Source organism: Ruminiclostridium cellobioparum DSM 1351 = ATCC 15832 (assembly GCF_000621505.1).
Lineage (GTDB): Bacteria > Bacillota > Clostridia > Acetivibrionales > DSM-1351 > Ruminiclostridium > Ruminiclostridium cellobioparum.
In genome coordinates, this window is record NZ_JHYD01000001.1 from 160,938 (window position 1) to 180,334 (window position 19,397).

The window sequence follows — 19,397 nt, forward strand, 5'->3', positions numbered from 1 at the left end:
TTCCAGGCTCCAACCATTCCTGTTTTTATTTGCTTGAACGCAGACGTCCGGCGGCAAACAGTGATTTGTCCAGGTGAGGCTTCACCTTTGAATAATTATTGCTGGCTACCGCCGTGTATAAAATATCGATGATGGTAAACTGGCTTATTCGTGAACTCATGGCGCCGCTGCGGATGAGATTTTCAGTACTGTAGGTGCACAAATTTATATCTGCCAGTGTGCTCAATGAATTTTTTCCGTATTTTGTCACGGCAATTACTGTTGCGGAAGTTTTCTTGATAATGTCTGCAATAACCAGTATATCCCTGGTTTCACCGCTGTAGGAAATGATGACGGCAACATCGCCTTTCTTCAGGGTGGCTGCGCTTAAAACCTGCACATGGGGGTCTTCGCTGGCGTTGCTGTTCTTGCTTATACGCAGGAACTTGCTGTGAGCGTCCATGGCCACAAGACAGGAGGTGCCGACTCCGTAAAAATCCACCCTGTCGGCCTCTGAAATAGCGTCTACAGCCTGCTCCAGCTGGGCTTCGTCCAAAATCTGCAGAGAACTTTCAATAGCTCTGATATTACTCATGGCAACACTTTTGGCAATGGAGGAAAGACTGTCTCCGGGACGCACATCTTCGTAAACTATGTCATCTTTCCTGCTGGCACTGACATCTGCGGTAAGCAGTCTGCAAAACTCCTTGTAGCCGTCATAGCCAAGACTTTTACAGAGTCTGACTACTGCAGAGGGACTTGTTCCGCTGGCCACTGCAAGCTCATAGATGGACATTTTGGGGACATCCTGTGGAAATTGAAGTATATAATTTGCCACCAGCTTTTCTTTTTTGGTAAGTCCACTTAATGACTCTTTTATCTTCAAACAGCATCCGGTCAATTTACTTGTTCCTTTCTTTGAATTCCTTGTATTTATTTGAATTCTTTGTATTTATTAAAATTCATTGTATTTATATTATCAATAAATCAAACAAAGGACAAGTTACAAAAATATATTTAAAAATTTGTTTTAAAATAAATAAAAAATATTGACATAATCATTTCAAATGATTATACTATGAAATATCAACAATTTACATCTCAAAAACTCTATATTATTTATGCAATTTTTAGTTCCAGAGAGGAGAAACAAAAATGTCAATTCAGACCAGGCCACTCGCTGTTCCTAAAAAACGGGGAATCTTTTCCTATATGAGAAGTGAATATATGCTTTATCTTCTTATGGTCCCGGGGCTTCTTTATTTTCTTGTTTTCAAGTACATACCTATGTATGGCGTATCAATTGCTTTTCAAAACTATAACATTTTTAATCCCGACAATTCCACCTGGGTGGGATTTGACAATTTCAGCAAACTTATTTCCCAGGTCGGATTTCAAAGAGCATTGTATAACAACATTGTAATCAGTCTGCAGAAGCTGGTTATCGGCTTTCCAATACCGATTATACTGTCTTTGATGATAAATGAGGTGAACAGCCGCAATTGCAAAAAATTTATCCAGACTTCGGTTATCCTGCCGAACTTTGTTTCATGGGTGGTAATAAATGGTCTGATGTACGCACTGTTTTCTCCAAGCATGGGCGGAATACGTGAAATAGCCAATTTTATAGGATATACCGGACAGCTTCCCAACCTCCTGACAGATGTGGACAGCTTTCAATCGGTGATTGTTTGGTCCCACGTCTGGAAAAATGCAGGTATGGGTACAATCGTTTACCTGGCAGCCCTTATGGGCATTGACGATCAGCTGTATGAGGCAGCTTCCATTGACGGCGCGGGAAAATGGCGCCAGCTGATACATATAACACTTCCCTGTATAAAATCCACAATAATCGTACTTCTGATGTTCCGTGTCGGTGAGGTTATGTATGCGGGTTTTGACCAGATTTTTGCCATAACCAATCCTATGGTAAACCCTGTAGCCGATATCATAGACACATTTGTGTACCGCGTGGGACTTCAAAACAAACAATTTGCCCTTGCCACTGCCGCAGGTCTGTTCCAGTCCGTGATCGGTCTTGTGCTGGTTATCATAACAAATGCTATCGCTAAAAAAACTGATCCTGATAGCAGCATGATCTAAGGAGGATACCATGAAAAAGTCAAAAGCAGAAATAATCGGAATGATCATAAACGGTGTAGCCTTGTTCCTGATCGCGTTTATTACAATATACCCTTTCTGGCATGTTTTAATGTACTCTATAAGCGATTCCCAGAGGGCGTCGGCAGGAGGACTGTTCTTCCTGCCCAAGGGCCTGGACATTACAGGCTATGAGCTGGTGCTGAAGCAGCCGCAGCTGTATAACGCGTACTGGAATACCATAGCAAGGACTGCAGTGGGAACCCTGCTCAGTGTTATACTGACGGCCATGCTGGCTTATCCTCTTTCATTGCCGCGCCTGAAAGGCAGAAAGTTCCTATGTATTGCCATATTCTTTACAATGCTGTTCAACGGCGGCATGATTCCTACATATCTTCTTGTAAACGACCTTCATATGATTGATACTTTCTGGGCGCTGGTTATACCAAACGCAATGAGTGCCTACAACCTGTTCATCATGAGAAACTATTTCCAATCCATTCCGGCAAGCCTGGAGGAATCTGCGAGAATTGACGGAGCCAATCCCATAACCATTCTGTTCCGTATAATTCTTCCCATTTCGACTCCCACTCTTGCAGCAGTCGGTATGTTCTACGGGGTCAGCAACTGGAATGCGTATCTGGACGGAGTCCTTTACATTAACAACAACAGTCTTCAAATCTTGCAGGTTTACTTGAGAAACCTGTTTTCCTCGGCGGGTTCAGGAGCGGTACTTTCAGGTATACAGGGCATCAGCGATGCTGCCAGGGTGACGGAGGAAACTCTGAAAATGGTAACCATATCGGTTTCTGTAATACCTATACTGATCGTATACCCGTACCTGCAAAAATACTATACAACCGGCATAACCACCGGCGCGGTGAAGGGATAATATTATGCTGAAACCTGCCAAATGGGTTTTGGTGTTTTACAAATAACCAAAAAAAATAATTGTTAAGGAGAGAGCGTATGAAAAGGATTCAAAGAATTATAAGCGCAGCACTTGTTGCCGTAATAGCATTTACAATGAGTGCCTGCGGGGGTTCACCTTCGGAAAATTCCGGAAGCTCAGGTGCTTCGGCCGGGCAGACGGCTTCTGCATCAGCAGCTGGTCCTGCTGAATTAAGCATGCTGGTGGTAGGTGACAATTCTCCGCCGGATACCAACTCAGTATTGAAGGAAATCGAAAACAAGACCAACAGCAGTTTGAAGGTAACCTATGTTTCACTGGCTGATTCAGCCTCAAAGCTAAATACCTTGATCGCAGCAAAAACTCTACCTGACATCTTTTGGGCGTCGACCATATCTGACGCCGAACAGTTAAAACAAAACGGTATGCTGTCCGACCTGACGGAATATGTTAAGGATGCAAAGGCAATTCAGGACAATCTTGGAGAAGTGCTTGCCAGCCATCCCTTAAACAAGGACGGAAAAGTATATGCACTGTTCAACGCCGATCACGATTATGCACAGAATATGAATATCCGTACCGACTGGTTGAAAAAAGTCGGAAAGGAAATGCCTACAGATCTGGACAGCCTGTATGACGTACTCTATGCTTTTACTTTCAATGATCCGGATGGCAACGGAAAAAATGACACATTAGGGCTTGGTGCTTCCATAGTAGGCAACTGGAACAATTTCACCAGCATACTGGGAGCCTATGGTATTGCAGCAAACATGAACGGTCTGCGTCCTGTCCAACTGGACGACGGTACTGTAACCACAGGCTTGAAGCATAAAAACTTCCTGGATGCCATTAAATATTTCCAGAAGCTGTACCAGAACGGAGTAATGGATCCCGATTTTGCCACCATCCCCACAATGGATTCCTTTGGCAAGCTGTGGAACGGTAAGGTTGGAGCTTTTGACTTCCAGTGTCCGGGACCGACTAATAACTGGATGCCTTCCCGTTACACCGAAAATCCTGTGCCGACCTTTGATTTTGCAGCAATAAAAGGGCCCACAGGCCAGGCGGCCCAGGGAAAAATCTATCCCAGCTATACACCGAGTGTTGTTGTAAGTTCCACCTGCAAGAATCCTGCCGCAGCCGTAAAGCTTATTGATTTCTTCCTGACCGAAGATGGAAATGCTCTTCTTCGTCTGGGTGTTGAAGGCAAGCACTTTAATTGGGTGGACAAAGCTGCCGGCACCTATGAGATGATTAAACCATATGACGACAGCACAACCAACAGAAATGACGGAGTGTTTGTTTATTCCGATTTCATCAGACCAAAGATAACCACCGAACGCCGTACATTTAATGCACAGACCAAACAGGGCGTGGAAATGGCCGATGCAATGTGTACAATAGAATGGCCTTTCATTTACACATCCTTTGAAGCTGATACCAATTACGGAGCGAATTTAAAGACTGTAGAAAAGGAAGTATTCTGTCAGCTTATATCAACGAAGGGAAATCTGGAAGAGGAATATAAGAAAGCCATAGCCCGCTGGGAAAATGAGGGCGGAAAAGAGTGGGAGCAGGAAGCGACAGCCGCTTACAACTCACAGAAATAGAGATATCGTAATCAAGTAAAGCGGGGCTGTCTCAGAGCCTGTTTAACGTCTCATTGCACTCGCCGTTTTGTCGGATTTTGCAGCAGAGATTAAACAGGCTCTCAAAATGAGACAAATTTTTGGAGGATAAGAACATGTATCAATACGAGACGTTGGAAGCAGGTAAATTGCAGTTACAGATCAGCAGTGACGGAAGCCGGATAATATGGTCGGCAAAGGAGCTTCCGCTTGAAAACAGGGAGCAGGCTGATTTCTGGCGTTGTCACATGGATGACGGATATTACCGTTCCATGACAATACGTTCTTCAAAGCAAAAAGGTACTGCCGAAAAATTTAAAGATGAAATCATAATAAGTTATCCTCAGTTGACAGGTGATGACGGGCGGGTATTTGATGTAAAGCTCAAAATTCATATAAAAGCCGCGGTCCACACATATGAGTCGCTGGAAATGTGGGCCGAAGCAGAAAACCAAAGCGGAGCAAGGCTCAACGAGTTGCAGCTTCCATTTGTGGAACTGTCCTCCATCGCTTCTCTTGAGCGTGAAAAGGACATCTATTACAAGATGAACGGGCTGGGGGAGAAAATCATAAACCCGTGGGAAGCTCTAAAAAAATCACACAGCGAGTATATGGCGGCAGACTACAATGAGATATGGAATGTGGTGCAGTATCCCTGCGATGCGGCAATGTGCTGGTCCGGTGTGGAAAGCGGAGGGCATTTCCTGTATGTGGGCCGCCATGACAATCAATTCCGGTCTGCTACTCTGGCAGCGGGGTTGAATCCGCGAGGCTCCGGGCCAAGGATGATTCTTTCGATTTCCAACTATATGCTGGTTCAACCGGGAGAAAGGCTGGAAAGCGCGCACTCTGTGATCTCATTGAACGAGGGGGACTGGAGAACAGGCTCCGATATCTACGGGAACTGGGCCAGGGGCAACTGGTATTCAGTGCCTGAAAAACCTGAGTGGGTTCAGGATATGCCGGGCTGGCAGAGAATAATACTGAGGCACCAGTATGGTGAGGTATTTTTCAGATATGAGGATTTGCCCCGCGTTTATGAAGAGGGCATGAAATACGGACTCAATACACTGCTGGTGTTTGGCTGGTGGAAGGGCCGGTTTGACAACGGCTATCCCCGGTATGAGGCCGACCCGGAGCTGGGCGGAGAGCAGGGCTTGAAGGACGCCATTGCTCAGGTGCGTCAGATGGGAGGGCATGTGGCACTCTACACCAACGGGGTCCTTATCGATATAACTACCGACTATTATCAGGAAACCGGCCGGGAGATCTGCCGCAAGGATATAGACCTCAATGAATACCGTGAGCACTACCAGTTTTCAAACGATGGCATGCTGCTGCGGAGCTACGGATACAAGAGCTTTGTATCGGCCTGCCAGGCAACGGAACAGTGGCAGGAGAAGCTGCTGGAAAATGGAAGGACAAAGCTTTCCTTCGGTCCCGACTCCATATTTTATGACCAGATGGGGGGACATCTGCCGAAAATCTGCTTTGATGAAACACATAAGCATGGAAAACGCGGGGATACCGAGGCAAAATGGCGCATTGAGAATATGGATGCCATAGTCAGGCTGTGCGGGCCGGAAGTGGCTTACGGAACCGAGCAGTGTGTTGACGCTTTTGCACCCCATGTTCATTACCATCACGGCTGCCAGTACGGTAATTTTTATGGCGAGACTGCTTTTCCGGAAATGTTTCTGAGGACTTTCCCCGAGCCCATCATGTCGGACAGATTTCTGCACGATGACCGGGAGGATTTCAAAAGGATACTCAACTATTCATTTGCCTACGGTTTCCGGTTCGACGTTTCAATATACCGGGGCAGGAAGTCCATAATCAGTGATTTGCCAGATTATGCGGCCTATGTTAAAAAGCTGCTGGATCTGAAAAAAATGTACAGGGATTTTTTCTACAGGGGGCGTTTTGTGTGCAGGCATACTCCTGTTTTACCGGAAAAAGTGCGCATGACCCAGTATGAAAATGCAGACCGGCAAATCCTGCTGGTACTCTGGAACGATTCGGACATACCCGTGGAGTTTACAGTATGCGGTCAGGCAGTGACCCTGGCTTCACAGGCTGTGACCTGCCTGCCCTTGAAAGGCTGAAAACCTATGCTTGAAAATTGTATACACTTGGGCTTTGAGGACTGGGAGGCTGAAATATTGCCGTCCTTCGGGGCGAATTTGATTTCACTTGAATATAAAGGTCTCCCGGTTTTGCGCACACCGGATAATATTGAACAGCTGAGGGAAAATCCATGTCTGTACGGAAATCCGGTGCTTTTCCCTCCAAACAGGACTGCAGACGGCATTTTCAAGTTCGAAAACAGGAAATATCATCTGCCGGTGAACGAACCCAACACAGGCAGCCACCTGCATGGCAGACTGTACAATGCACCCTTTGAGGCTGCTGAAGTAACAGACAGAAGTGCTACATGCCTGTTAAAAAACAGTGGGAAATGGTTCCCCTTTGACTTTTCCATGAAGCTATCCTTTGAACTTGACAGGGAGGGTCTTACCCAAAACATAGAGATTCTCAACGACGGCAGCTGCAGCATGCCGGTTTTGCTGGGCTTTCATACCAGCTTTGCCGCACCCGGGGAATTTTCGGTATCCATAAAAGAGCGCTGGGAAAGGGATGAACGTCATCTCCCCACAGGAAAGCTCAGCGCTTTGAAGGAACATGAGCTGTGTTTCAAGAATGGCTGTGCTTCAGAGGGACAGGTGATTTCGGACTATTTTACTGCTGAAAACCAAGCTGCACGTCTGGGACATATTTTGTATCAGGTTTCTTCGGAATTTACGCAGTGGGTGCTTTATAACGGCGGAGGAAATAAGGGATTTTTGTGTGTTGAGCCTCAGACAGGACCTGTAAACGGGCTTAATATGCCGGGAGGCCATTTGGTATTGCCCCGGGGAGAAACAGCGCGGTTCTGGCTCAGGTTTTCAATTACCGGATACAAAAAACAAAATTAAATTCCAGGTTTAAGTTAAATAAGACCAATTTAATATTATGTAAATAATTTATTTTACAAGGAGTGTGTGATATGAAAAAAATAATGATTTCGCCATCAAAGTATATTCAGGGACAGGATGTGCTGTCCGAACTGGGCGAACTGGTACTGGAGTTTTCAGACAGTGCTCTGCTGGTAGCTTCAAAAGATGACCAGGCACGTGTCCAGAAGTACCTGGATGATTCAATCAAAAAAAATCCTTTTAAAATTATTTATGGAGAGTTTAAGGAAGAGTGTACACAGGCTGAAATCCAACGCATGATGAAGCTGGCGGAAGACAACGGCTGCGGTGTGTTCATCGGCCTGGGAGGAGGTAAGGCCCTTGACACTGCAAAGGCAGCAGCCTGCAACGACAAAAAGCCTGTTATCATCGTACCTACCATTGCATCTACCGATGCCCCCACCAGTAAACTTGCCATAATTTACAATGAAGCCCATGAATTCGTGCAATATTTTCATCTGAATAAAAACCCGGACATTGTACTGGTGGATACGGCTATTATAGCAAAGGCCCCGGTAAGATTTCTGGTGGCAGGTATGGGCGATGCAATGGCCACATACTTTGAAGCAAGATCCTGCGTGCGCGCAAATGCAGATAACATGTCGGGCGCCAAAAGCACAAAAGCTGCTTTTGCAATAGCCAGAACCTGCTATGAGACGCTGCTGGAGGATTCGGTCAAGGCAAAGGCGGCCTGTGAGTCCAAAGTTGTCACCCAGGCACTTGAAAATATTGTGGAGGCAAATATACTTCTGAGCGGCCTGGGCTTCGAAAGCAGCGGACTTGCAGCCTGCCACGCAATCCATGACGGCCTTACACAGCTGGAGGATACCCACCACTACTATCATGGGGAAAAGGTGGCATTTGGGGTAGTGGTTCATCTTGTACTGGAAAATGCTCCCGAAGAAGAAATCAATACTATAATAAAATATTTTAAAACCGTAGGGCTGCCAACCTGCCTCAAGGATGTGGGTGTCACAGAGCCTGACGCCGAAAAGCTGATGCTTGTCGCCAGAGCAGCCTGTGCCGAGGGTGAGACTATACATAACATGCCGTTTAAAGTGACACCGGAGGATGTGTATTCCGCTATCCTGGTTGCAGATAAATTGGGAGCATAAGCAGGGTATTCAAGGGCTTGATACTGATTATTCACATACTATGGAGGTTACTATGAAAAAAATTATTAACAGTCCTGAAGCAGTTGTAAATGAAATGTGCCTGGGCATGGAACGGGCCCATCCGGATTACCTGGTTTTTGATCCAAAATACAGGGTTTTATCGAGAAAACAGCCCGATAAAAGCAAGGTATGCCTAATAAGCGGAGGCGGCAGCGGCCATGAACCCGCTCACGGAGGTTTTGTGGGCAAGGGCATGCTGGATGCGGCCGTTTGCGGAGATGTCTTTGCGTCTCCGTCAACCGTGCAGGTATATAATGCCATTGTAAACAATAAAACGGATAAAGGCACACTGCTCATTATAAAGAACTATACGGGGGATAAGCTGAATTTTGAAGCGGCAGCCGAGATGGCACAGGAAGATGACGATATTGCAGTAGAAAAAGTATATGTGGAGGATGATGTTGCGGTAAAAAACAGCTTGTATACGGTTGGCCGCAGGGGTGTAGCCGGTACCGTTTTTGTGCACAAGATAGCCGGTGCCGCTGCAGAGACAGGTCTGGAACTGCCCCAGGTGAAAAGGATAGCTGAAAAGGTGGCTGAAAATGTCCGCTCAATAGGATTTGCTCTTACCTCCTGTACCGTTCCTGCCAAAGGTACGCCTACCTTCAGCCTTGCTGAAGATGAGCTGGAATTTGGAGTGGGTATACACGGTGAACCGGGTGTCGAAAGGAAAAAAATCACCGGTTCCGATGATCTGGCCCAAAAACTGCTGGACATGATTCTTGAAGATATGCCGCTGGCTCGGGGTGAAAAAGCAGCTCTTATGATCAACGGGCTGGGAGCCACGCCCCTTCAGGAACTGTATATACTCAACAACAGCGCCGGAAAAATATTGGATCAGCACGGAATAGAAGTATACCGGACTTTTGTAGGAAACTATATGACGGCAATAGATATGGCAGGTGCTTCAATTTCACTGTTAAGGCTGGATGAGGAAACTATGGCCTATCTGGACAGTCCTGCCGATACGCCGGCTTTCAGGCTTCTCTGACAGAGTCTGCGCCGGAACTGAAAATATAGATTGGAGTGTTGTAAATGGATGTGCTTACAGTAAAACATATTGAAATCATTATAGAAACCATGACAGATATCATTATTGAAAACGAGGTGCCCTTTTGCCAGCTTGATTCTGCTGCCGGGGATGGTGACTTTGGAATGTCGCTGGCAAAAGGCTTCAAAGAGGTTAAAGCCAGATCGGGTGAGCTGTCACGGGAGAGTATCGGACATTTTTTGAAGGATGTCGGTATGATCATCACCGAGTATTGCGGCGGGGCTTCAGGACCAATCTGGGGCTCGGCCTTCAGAAGTGCTGCCAAATATTCTGCCGGAGCCGCAGCTTTGGATCTCAATGGTATTGCGGAAATGCTCAATTGTGCCGTTGAAGGAATCCAAAAGAGGGGCGGGGCGAAGCTGGGGGACAAGACCTTGCTGGATGCACTGATTCCGGCGGCACAGTCTCTGAGAATAAGTGCAAACTCAGGATTGTCAATTTCCGAAGCTTCCAAGCTGGCAGCGGTGTCGGCAGTTCAGGGGGGAGAAAAAACCCGTTCCTATGTCGCATCAAAGGGCAGGGCCAGCTATCTGGGCGAGAGGAGCCTTGACTATCCCGATGCAGGAGCGGTGGCAATAGGTGTAATTTTTACGGGTATTTCAAAAAAGCTTGAAGATATATTAAAATAATTAAAATATAAGTCTGATCCAATAGAAACAATTCTCAAAATGTTTTCTGGGAAAATTTGAGCAAGAAGGCATTTTTCGCAGCATATCAGGAATACCATACCAAAATTATCGGGACTACTTTTCATTCCATATTTTTTTATTGTTTTTCTCAGATCATTCCCAATCTTACACGAAACTTTTAGCTATCTATTAAAAATAACGGAAAGTTAACAGTAACTGTACAGATTAATCCTGTTTTATTAAATATACTTAGGAATAATTAAATTAACAGTCTGATTTGGCTAATGTATGAGCAAAGAATTTAAAATAAGTAATGGAGGTAGTAATGAAAAACATACTGAAAAAAATAGTTGCAGGGATATGCACCGTCGCGCTGACATTTTCAATGTTTGCAGGCAGCGGCGGAGTGGCAGCTGCGCAAAAGGCAGCCAATATTCTAATTACCGAAGTCTATATAGATGATATAGACAGACCCCAGTGGGTTCCCACAGGTTCGGCCGTGTTTGACCCTATGGAATATGTGGAGATTTACAACCCCACAGACAGCGATATAAACCTCTCCAGGGATTACAAGCTGTACCACTACAGAAAAACTGAAGACAAGGAATACCTGATGCCTTTTTTGGAGCAGACAGGGGATGTCATAATTCCTGCCAACAGCTGTGCTGTTTTGTGGGCATATTATTCAAGCAAGTACAGTTCTGCGTCTGAAAGCCAGACTCCAACCGTCAGCGATTTCCGCAGTGCATTCGGCATCCAGGAAAGCGTGCCGGTGTATAAAATAGACTCATCGTCATGTAAAGGTTTTTACAATACATATAACGGAAGTATGCGGATAAAGAGCAGCAGCGGAAGTTTGATATATGAAGCTGCTTTTACACCTGCAACAGATTCGGCAGACGGGAAAAGCATTGAATTCCGTGCTCCCGCCGAAGGCACTGTCATGCTGGTTTATAAGCAAAAAGCGGTGCCCAGCCCCGGAGTGGTATCAGAGGAGCAATATACTCCTCCCATGCTTCCAAATCAGCCGGTTATTTCAAATATTTCTGCCAGTGCTGATTATTCCGGTGAGGAACCATTCACTGTTTCGGCTGATTTTACAGATACAAAGTCAGCCAGTCTTTTTTTGAAACAAAGTGAATATACGGGATTTCAGCAATTTCCCATGAAAAGCACCGGAACCGGTAAATTGGGTGTAACTGTCCCCAGGACAAAGCTATGGGGTGACAATGTGACCTGGTATATTGAAGCTTATAACGATACAAAAACCACCAGGTCTGAGGAGAAAACCTCCGGCATCCAATATGCCTATGATTCCTCAAAGCAGCCGCAGGTACTTATGACAGAGCTTAAAACTGAGGACACCGATTATAATTATATTGAATTTTTTAATAATTCGGACCATACTATCAACTTTAGCCACTACAATGTGTTTTATGAATACCCGTCGGGTTTGTCATACCTGCGCTGGACCTTTGCCACCAATGCACTTTACATAGATCCGGGAAAAACGCTGGTAGTGTGGATAAACGATGATGAAAAAACAGTTGCGCAGTTTAATCAGCACTATGGTGTGGCACTTGAAGAAAATAAGTCCATAATTAAAGTGAATTATTCGGGTATGAGCCCTGATATTGAAAGAACCATAAAATTAGGCAATGTTTATGAAAAGCCTGTAGTTTTGGGCACATACCATGAAGATGAAATAGATGATACGGCAAAAACCACCACAATAGATTATACATATAACAGGGATAACGGAATACGGATGGTCAAGGCCGAAACAAAAAGCACGCCCACTCCCGGCAGCGTAAAAGCCTGGCAGGTGCCTGCCCAAAGGGTTGCCTTTGACAATTACGGAGGTTTTGAAGACGACGGAAGCACCATGGTACTCAGACCCAGAGAGGCCATACCGCAAGCAATTGATGAAGGTATTGCCTTGAATGTGGCTTTTGACTGTTATGACACTGCAACCGGGGTAAATACAATTGAGACATATTACAGGTTTGATGACGAAGTTCAGTACAGGGTCAAGCTTGAAAAAACACAGCGTATTGCCAGGCAGCTCATAACCTCCATCCCGGCCAGTGAATTTCTGGGGCACAAGAAGGTAACGTTTTACATAAGAGCGTACAATGCATACAGATATTATGATACTCCGGTTTACAGCGTGGACATCAGTCCAACGGTGAAAACCGAAAGTATTACTTTGAATGTATCCGATAACCAGGTTGTGAGCGGAGTCATTCCTGTTTCTGCAATAATGTTGAACGGAGACGATGAGATAAATATTGAGATTGACGGTCAGCCGCAGTCCATTGCACCGGTTCTGCATAACGGAGCATATTTCTCATACAAGTCCGACAATCTGACTTCCTATTATAAAAATGCCGTAACTGTGGGCGGTAAAGCTGTAAAGCTGCTGTCCAGCTGGGCAGGAGTGGGCTTGAAAGGAGCTCATATAGACAGCGGCGATTTTGTCAGGAAGGCAAACGGAGATTATGAGGTAACGGTAACACTCCGTGCGGGTACCGAGGGAAGTCCCTTTCAGGAGGGCGGCACCTATGCGAGCTTTGCAATGAGCAATATGGCGCTGTATTTACCAGATGGAACATTTATCTATCCCGACAATGGAATAAACTATTCGGATAAATATACAATTGGCAGCAGCGGTCTTTCACTGGATGTACATTTTACAATTCCGGAGGAAATGCTGAAGGGCAGGGGTTTTCAACTTGATACAGCGGCTCTGGCCGAAGGAAGACATGTTATAAGGGCTTCTGCGGGCGGCAGCACAGCAAGTGCGTCCATAATTTCAGATAATGCCGGACCCGGTGTGGATGTGGGTTTTGAAGATGGACAAAAACTGGATCAGGGATATGTTATTTCCCCGGCAGCCAATGACGGCGGAAGCGGTATTGACAGTTCAAAGACCCAAGCGGTCCTGGACGGCAGGAAAATATCGCTGCCGTATACGGTTTCCTCAAGTGATATCGGCAACGGAACACATGTATTGAATGTCTCCTTTACCGATATGCTGGGACAAACCACTCAGAAATCGGTTACCTTCGTTACCGATATTACGGTACCCGATGCTGCTGTAAATCAGGTTGAACAGGAAAGCAGCACGTCGGCAGCCATATCGGTGCAGGTGAACGGCGGTTATAATGCCGGAGTTACCGTAGCTTTTATGGAAGGTAAACAGTTTTCTCTTCAAGATAATAATATTCAGGTAAGTTCAGGAGCCGGGGACAATCCGGTGTTCGACGGCAGCTCAGGCAGTTTGAGCTCAAGCAGTGACAGGGAGCTCCCGTATCAGCTTTTCCAAATACAGACGGGAGAACTGAAGGATGAGGATCTGATCGAGGCCGATTGGAAAGGCAGCAGCAATGCACCCGGTACTCTTCAGATGTATGTGCTCAATGTGTCTGAAAACAAATGGGAGCCTGTTGCTTCTGAAGACCAGGGGGGAATCAAGGCTTCCTTCAAGGCAAAAAATCATATAAAAGACGGTACGGCACTGCTGCTGGTGCAAAACCGGAGTGAAGGCAGTATTCCATCCACATCGGGGAGGAACACGGCTCAGAGCCCGGGAAATGGCTCCAATGAAGGCAGCCAGGCATGGGATGGCACAGGTGTGCCTGGAAACTATGACTTCAGCTTTGCATGGATATCCGACCCGCAATACTATGTGGAAAGCTGGCCTCATCATTATCCTGAAATGAATCAATGGATTCTGGATAACCGGGACAATTATAATATCAAGTATACAATTAATACGGGAGATTTGATCGATGAATGGGACCGGGAAGAGCAATGGAAGATATCCGATCAGGCACAAAAACTGTTTGATGATGCGGGAATGCCCAATGGAGTGCTTGCGGGGAACCATGATGTGGCATCGGGAAATGAGGAGTTTGACAGCTACTGGAAGTACTTCGGAGAGGACAGGTATAATAAGAATATCTATTATGGAGGTTCCTACCGCAATAATCTCGGACATTATGATCTGATTTCGGCCGGAGGACAGGACTTTATCATTCTATATATGAGCTGGGATTGCTATAAGCCGGAAGTTGACTGGATGAATGAGGTTCTGGCGAAGTATCCCGAACGCAAGGCAATCATTGCCATGCACCGCTATCTTAAACAGGGCGGTACTCTGGATTATACGGGTTTGCTTGTGCAGGAGCAGGTAGTGGCTAAAAATCCAAATGTCTTTGCAGTTATCAACGGACATTACTTCGGGGCTGCAATAAAGGTTGACGGTTTCGACGATAACGGAGACGGCATAAAGGAACGCAAGGTATATCAGATCTGTACCGACTACCAGGGAGCAGCCGAAGGCGGTTTGCAATACATAAAAATGCTCTATTTCGACCTTGAAAACGATAAGATTTATATGAATTCATATTCTCCTTATTTAAACGACTTCAATTACTTTGACAATCCTAAATTGAGCTCCTATGACATCGGAGTAACGGCTTCATCACAGGATATTTATGAACTGGACGTGGATTTTGACACAAGCATAAAGACCTTGGAGACCGGTGGACTGGATGTGGGTGTTTACACAAACAACCTCATAGGGAAGCAGGAAAATATGTCGGGAACGGTTACCCAGCTGTGGGAGGGATTGTCGTCCGATACACAGTACTGGTGGTACGCCAATGTAACAAATGAGGAAGGTGCGGTATTGCGCACTCCGCTCACAAGTGTACGGACTGTTCCAGGTACCCTGGAGGTGCCGGTAATATCATCGGTAATACCGGGAGATTCCCATGTTTTGATCGGCTGGAACCCGGTATCTGATGCAGAAGGCTATAAAATATTCTCAGGTACGGTATCGGGGATATACAATACAGAACTGGGTACTGTAGGAAGCCTGACCAACAGCTATGATGCAACCGGATTGGTAAACGGAAAAAAATACTATTTTGCAGTAAAGGCTGTCAGCGGCAGTACTGAGCATAGTTACTCCAGGGAGGTCATGGCCCAACCTCACGCTTCTGCGGCCGGCGTACCTGAAATACTGTCTGCAGATGCCGGAGACGGCGGGGTTAAAATCAGCTGGAGCCCTGTTGAAGGTGCCGCAGGCTATAAAATATATGCCGACACAATATACATGAGTACAGCTGATGTGAACACAACAGCAATGATCACAAATACAACATCAGGTGCAATAGATATTGCCGACGGAGGTTCGACTTCTCCCGGTGCAATATATCTGGATAATGTTGACGGCGCAGCCGGAGGACACCTTATACAATATGTTGATGGCGCTACTTATGAATATAATATACAGGATCTTACAAATGGCACCCTCTATTACCTGGCTGTAACAGCAGTCAATGCATATGGTGAAAGTCCGCTCTCAAATCAGGCAATGGCAGTTCCAACCGGTATTCCTGCCCCGCCCGGCGGTGTTTCGGCGGCAGCTGGAAGTTCTGAAATTATATTGACCTGGAACAGCGTTCCGGAAGCAGACAGTTATAAAATATACAAATCTGAAACCTCAGAAGTATACGGAACGGCGTCAGCTACGGTGGATGGTACTGTACTGAGTTACAGGGCTTCCGGGTTAACAGGAGGCAAGACCTATTACTTTGTTATACGGGCTGTAAATGAGCACGGAGTAAGCAGGAACTCAAACGAGATCAGTGCGGTCACTGCCGCCGTACCTGGTGCACCCACCGGAGTCAGTGCTACAGCCGGCAATGGCAGTGCAACCATAAGCTTTACTCCTCCGGAGGATAACGGCGGAAGCCCGATCACAGGATATATTGCAACCTCAATTCCCGGAGGCATAACCGCAACCGGAACGGGAAATACCATAGTTGTCACGGGACTGAACAACGGCACTTCCTACCGGTTTACGGTAAGAGCTGTGAACAGTGCCGGCAGCGGCCCCGAATCAGCAGCATCCAATGTTGTTATTCCTTTCGCTGCTTCGGGAGATAACGGAAATACTCCCAGTACGGGAAATTCGTCGGGCAGCAGTACTTCCGGGGATACAAAAGCTCCGGCAGCTGAAAAAGCCAGTGTAAAAATATATGTAAACGGAATTGAAGGAGAATTTGCCTCCGCAGTTACCGAAAAGACCGGCGGCCAAACTGTTACCACTGTTACTGTTGACGATGGCAAGCTGCAGGAAATAACAGGCGGCTTGAACAATGGGGCAAAAATCACAGTACCGTTTGACACCGGGGATGATACTTCAATATTGGTACTTAATGCTCAAAGTATTAAAAATATGGAAGCGAAGCAGGTTGTTCTTGAAATCAAGGCCGGTAGCATGATATACAATGTTCCTGCCGCCATGATGGGGATAGATGATATTCTTCTTCAATTTGGCAGTAACATTGAGCTGAAAGATATAAAAGTTAAAGTGAAACTATCCGAAGTATCCGGGGAAACGGAAGCCACGATCAGGGAAAATGCCGGCAAAAACAACTACCGGGTGATAACCGGGCCGGTTGAATTTGAAATAACCTGTACAGCTGGAAGCAAAACAGTAGAGGTTTCCAATTTCAAAGGTTATGTCGAAAGGATGATCGCAATACCGGAAGGTGCTGATCCTGCAAGCATCACTACAGGTGTTGTGGCAGGGCAGGATGGGGCATTGTTCCATGTACCTACCACCATAAATGTCATTGACGGAAAATATTATGCAAGGATAAACAGCCTTACCAACAGCGCATATCTGCTGATAGAAAACACAAAGTCCTTCAAGGATGTTGAAAAACACTGGGCAAAACAGGCAATAAACGACATGGGGTCAAGATTGATAGTGTCGGGTACGGAAGATGGCAATTTCAATCCGGGAGGAAGCATAACCAGGGCGGAATTTGCTGCTATAGTTGTGAATGCTCTGGGTCTCAGGCACACAAGCAGCAGAAATAATTCCTTTACCGACGTACCTGCTCAAGCCTGGTACCACGATGCTGTTTCAATTGCAGCAGCATACGGGCTTATGGCCGGCAGCGGAAACGGCGAATTCCGGCCGGAAGACAGGATTACCCGCGAGCAGGCCCTGACTGTTATTGCAAAAGCCATGGAAATTACCGGATTGAAGCCGGAAGCAAATTCTGATGAATACCAAAAGGTTCTTGCAGGTTTTGGTGATTCATCAAAGGTTGCTTCCTGGGCGGTCAAAGGTGCTGCCTCATGTGTGGATACGGGTATTGTTTCGGGAAAGGATGCAGGAATGCTTGCTCCCAAGGCTGACATAACCAGAGCCGAAGCTTGTGTTATTATAAGAAATCTTTTGCAGAAATCAAAGTTGATATAGATATAATACTTTAATTAATGGGGAGCTGTCTCAGAACTTATACAATATAAGTTTTTGGGACAGCCCCTACCATTATGAATATAAAGGAAGGTTCGGACATGACAGGCAGCTATGAACAGTATCTGATATTGAGTGACATGGATGGAACTCTCATTGGTTCAAATTTTAAAATATCGCAGAAAAATTTTAATGCCATAAGATATTTCATTGAGCATGGAGGAATTTTCGGAGTGGCAACCGGCAGAACAAAATACAGTATCAGACCGTATATGGGAGACCTGAAACCCAATGGCCCGTGCATCCTATACAACGGTGCATTGGTATACGATTTTGAAAAGGACAGGGATATAAAGTCCGAATTTCTGGAAAAACATATGCTTGATGAATATGTTGACCACTGTTTAAAAAATTTTGAGAATATGACAGTGGAAATTTTCACTCCTGAAATGATGTACATAGTTTCGTCCGAGGGAAATGTGGATCCCTCTGTTGAAAGGGAAAAAAAGGTGTTCAGGTATTCCGCATTGGCTGAAGTTTCAGAAATGGACTGGTACAAGGCAATACTCTTCGATACCGGTAAAAATCTGTTTGAGGCGCAGGCTGCCCTTAAAACTTTTGAACTGGAGGAGAGAGTTGAAAATGTTTTTTCCCAGGATTTTTATCTGGAGCTTTTGAAAAAGAATGTTTCCAAGGGCATGGCTCTGGAAGGGCTGAAGAAGCTGCCCCGGTTCAGCCAAAAGACCGTTATCGCCGTGGGTGACTACGACAATGATATTGGAATGATAAAATCGGCTGATGCGGGCATTGCTGTGAGAAATGCAAGGGCTTGTGTCAAGCAGGCGGCAGATATAATAACCGTAAGCAATGATGAGGATGTAATGCAGGATATTATTTTTAATATCCTGCCTGCTTTACAGATAAAAAGATATTAAGAATACTTTATTCAAAGGGTGATGTATATGAAAAAAATATTAATGATCACAGCAGACGGATATGATGATTCCGAAGTACTCTATCCATATTTCAGACTGCTTGAGGAAGGGATCCGGGTGGACACGGCATCATTTGAAAAGGGGTCCGTAAGCGGGAAATACCATTTTGTAATAAATGCAGACATGAGTTTTGAAGAGATCAATCCCGAAGAATATTCCGGTTTGATGATACCGGGCGGAAAGGCTCCTGAAAAAATCAGGCAGAATTCAGCCGCTCTTAAGGCAGTCTGCTATTTTATGGAGAAGCAGCTGCCTGTTGCAGCCATTTGCCACGGACAGCAAATTCTGATATCGGCCCGGGTTTTGAGCGGCAGGAAGTGTACCTGTTATCCCGGCATCAGGGACGACCTTATAAATGCGGGAGGTGTGTATGTTGAACAAAGGGTGGTTGTTGACGGCAAACTGGTCACCTCGCGCCGTCCTGAGGATTTGCCCTATTTTATGAGAGAGTTTGTAAGTATGCTGGACGGAAGAGGTGTGTCGCAAAACTAACACAATTTAAATAGATGTGAAACACTTAATAGTGCTACATATTAACTTCAAAAATGGATAGCTCACAAAGTACATGACTGAAATTTTACGGCTCATCGCAAGTATTTACTTTTTATAGAGCTTCTCATTTTTTGAA

The 19,397-nt window shown here is 45.6% G+C and carries 10 protein-coding genes and 1 pseudogene; 10 read left to right on the plus strand and 1 reads right to left on the minus strand.

The annotated features are described in order from the left end of the window. Positions 1-25: 25 nt before the first annotated feature. On the minus strand, positions 26-865 hold the full coding sequence (locus T344_RS0100730) for a MurR/RpiR family transcriptional regulator (protein ID WP_242842004.1): 840 nt from the start codon (positions 863-865) through the stop codon (positions 26-28). A 269-nt stretch (positions 866-1,134) separates the two neighbouring features. Between T344_RS0100730 and T344_RS0100735 the strand changes: the two genes are divergently transcribed. The 10 genes and pseudogenes from T344_RS0100735 to T344_RS0100785 all read left to right on the plus strand — a co-directional run bounded on the left by T344_RS0100735 (position 1,135) and on the right by T344_RS0100785 (position 19,261). After that, the gene (locus T344_RS0100735; protein WP_027627128.1) at positions 1,135-2,082 is read left to right on the plus strand and encodes an ABC transporter permease; all 948 of its coding nucleotides are present in this window, start codon (positions 1,135-1,137) and stop codon (positions 2,080-2,082) included. Between the two features lie 10 nt (positions 2,083-2,092). Beyond that, on the plus strand, positions 2,093-2,971 hold the full coding sequence (locus T344_RS0100740; RefSeq protein WP_027627129.1) for a carbohydrate ABC transporter permease: 879 nt from the start codon (positions 2,093-2,095) through the stop codon (positions 2,969-2,971). Positions 2,972-3,048: 77 nt separating this feature from the next. Then, positions 3,049-4,599, plus strand: a complete 1,551-nt coding sequence (locus T344_RS0100745) for an extracellular solute-binding protein (protein WP_027627130.1) — start codon at positions 3,049-3,051, stop codon at positions 4,597-4,599. 134 nt (positions 4,600-4,733) lie between these two features. Further along, positions 4,734-6,722, plus strand: a complete 1,989-nt coding sequence (locus T344_RS0100750; protein WP_027627131.1) for a DUF6259 domain-containing protein — start codon at positions 4,734-4,736, stop codon at positions 6,720-6,722. Positions 6,723-6,728: 6 nt separating this feature from the next. Continuing rightward, positions 6,729-7,592 carry an aldose 1-epimerase gene (locus T344_RS29515; RefSeq protein ID WP_051571510.1) on the plus strand — a complete coding sequence of 288 codons (864 nt, stop codon included), beginning with the start codon at positions 6,729-6,731 and terminating at the stop codon, positions 7,590-7,592. A gap of 71 nt (positions 7,593-7,663) precedes the next feature. After that, on the plus strand, positions 7,664-8,746 hold the full coding sequence (locus tag T344_RS0100760; protein WP_027627132.1) for a glycerol dehydrogenase: 1,083 nt from the start codon (positions 7,664-7,666) through the stop codon (positions 8,744-8,746). 52 nt (positions 8,747-8,798) lie between these two features. Continuing rightward, positions 8,799-10,486, plus strand: a pseudogene (dhaK, locus tag T344_RS31855) (dihydroxyacetone kinase subunit DhaK). 325 nt (positions 10,487-10,811) lie between these two features. Next, entirely contained in the window at positions 10,812-17,777 is a 6,966-nt protein-coding gene (locus T344_RS0100775) for an S-layer homology domain-containing protein (RefSeq protein WP_027627134.1), read from the plus strand. Positions 17,778-17,851: 74 nt separating this feature from the next. Beyond that, positions 17,852-18,709, plus strand: coding sequence for a Cof-type HAD-IIB family hydrolase (locus tag T344_RS0100780; protein ID WP_051571512.1), 858 nt, complete (start codon positions 17,852-17,854; stop codon positions 18,707-18,709). Positions 18,710-18,736: 27 nt separating this feature from the next. Continuing rightward, positions 18,737-19,261 carry a type 1 glutamine amidotransferase domain-containing protein gene (locus T344_RS0100785; RefSeq protein ID WP_027627136.1) on the plus strand — a complete coding sequence of 175 codons (525 nt, stop codon included), beginning with the start codon at positions 18,737-18,739 and terminating at the stop codon, positions 19,259-19,261. The last annotated feature ends 136 nt before the right edge of the window (positions 19,262-19,397 follow it).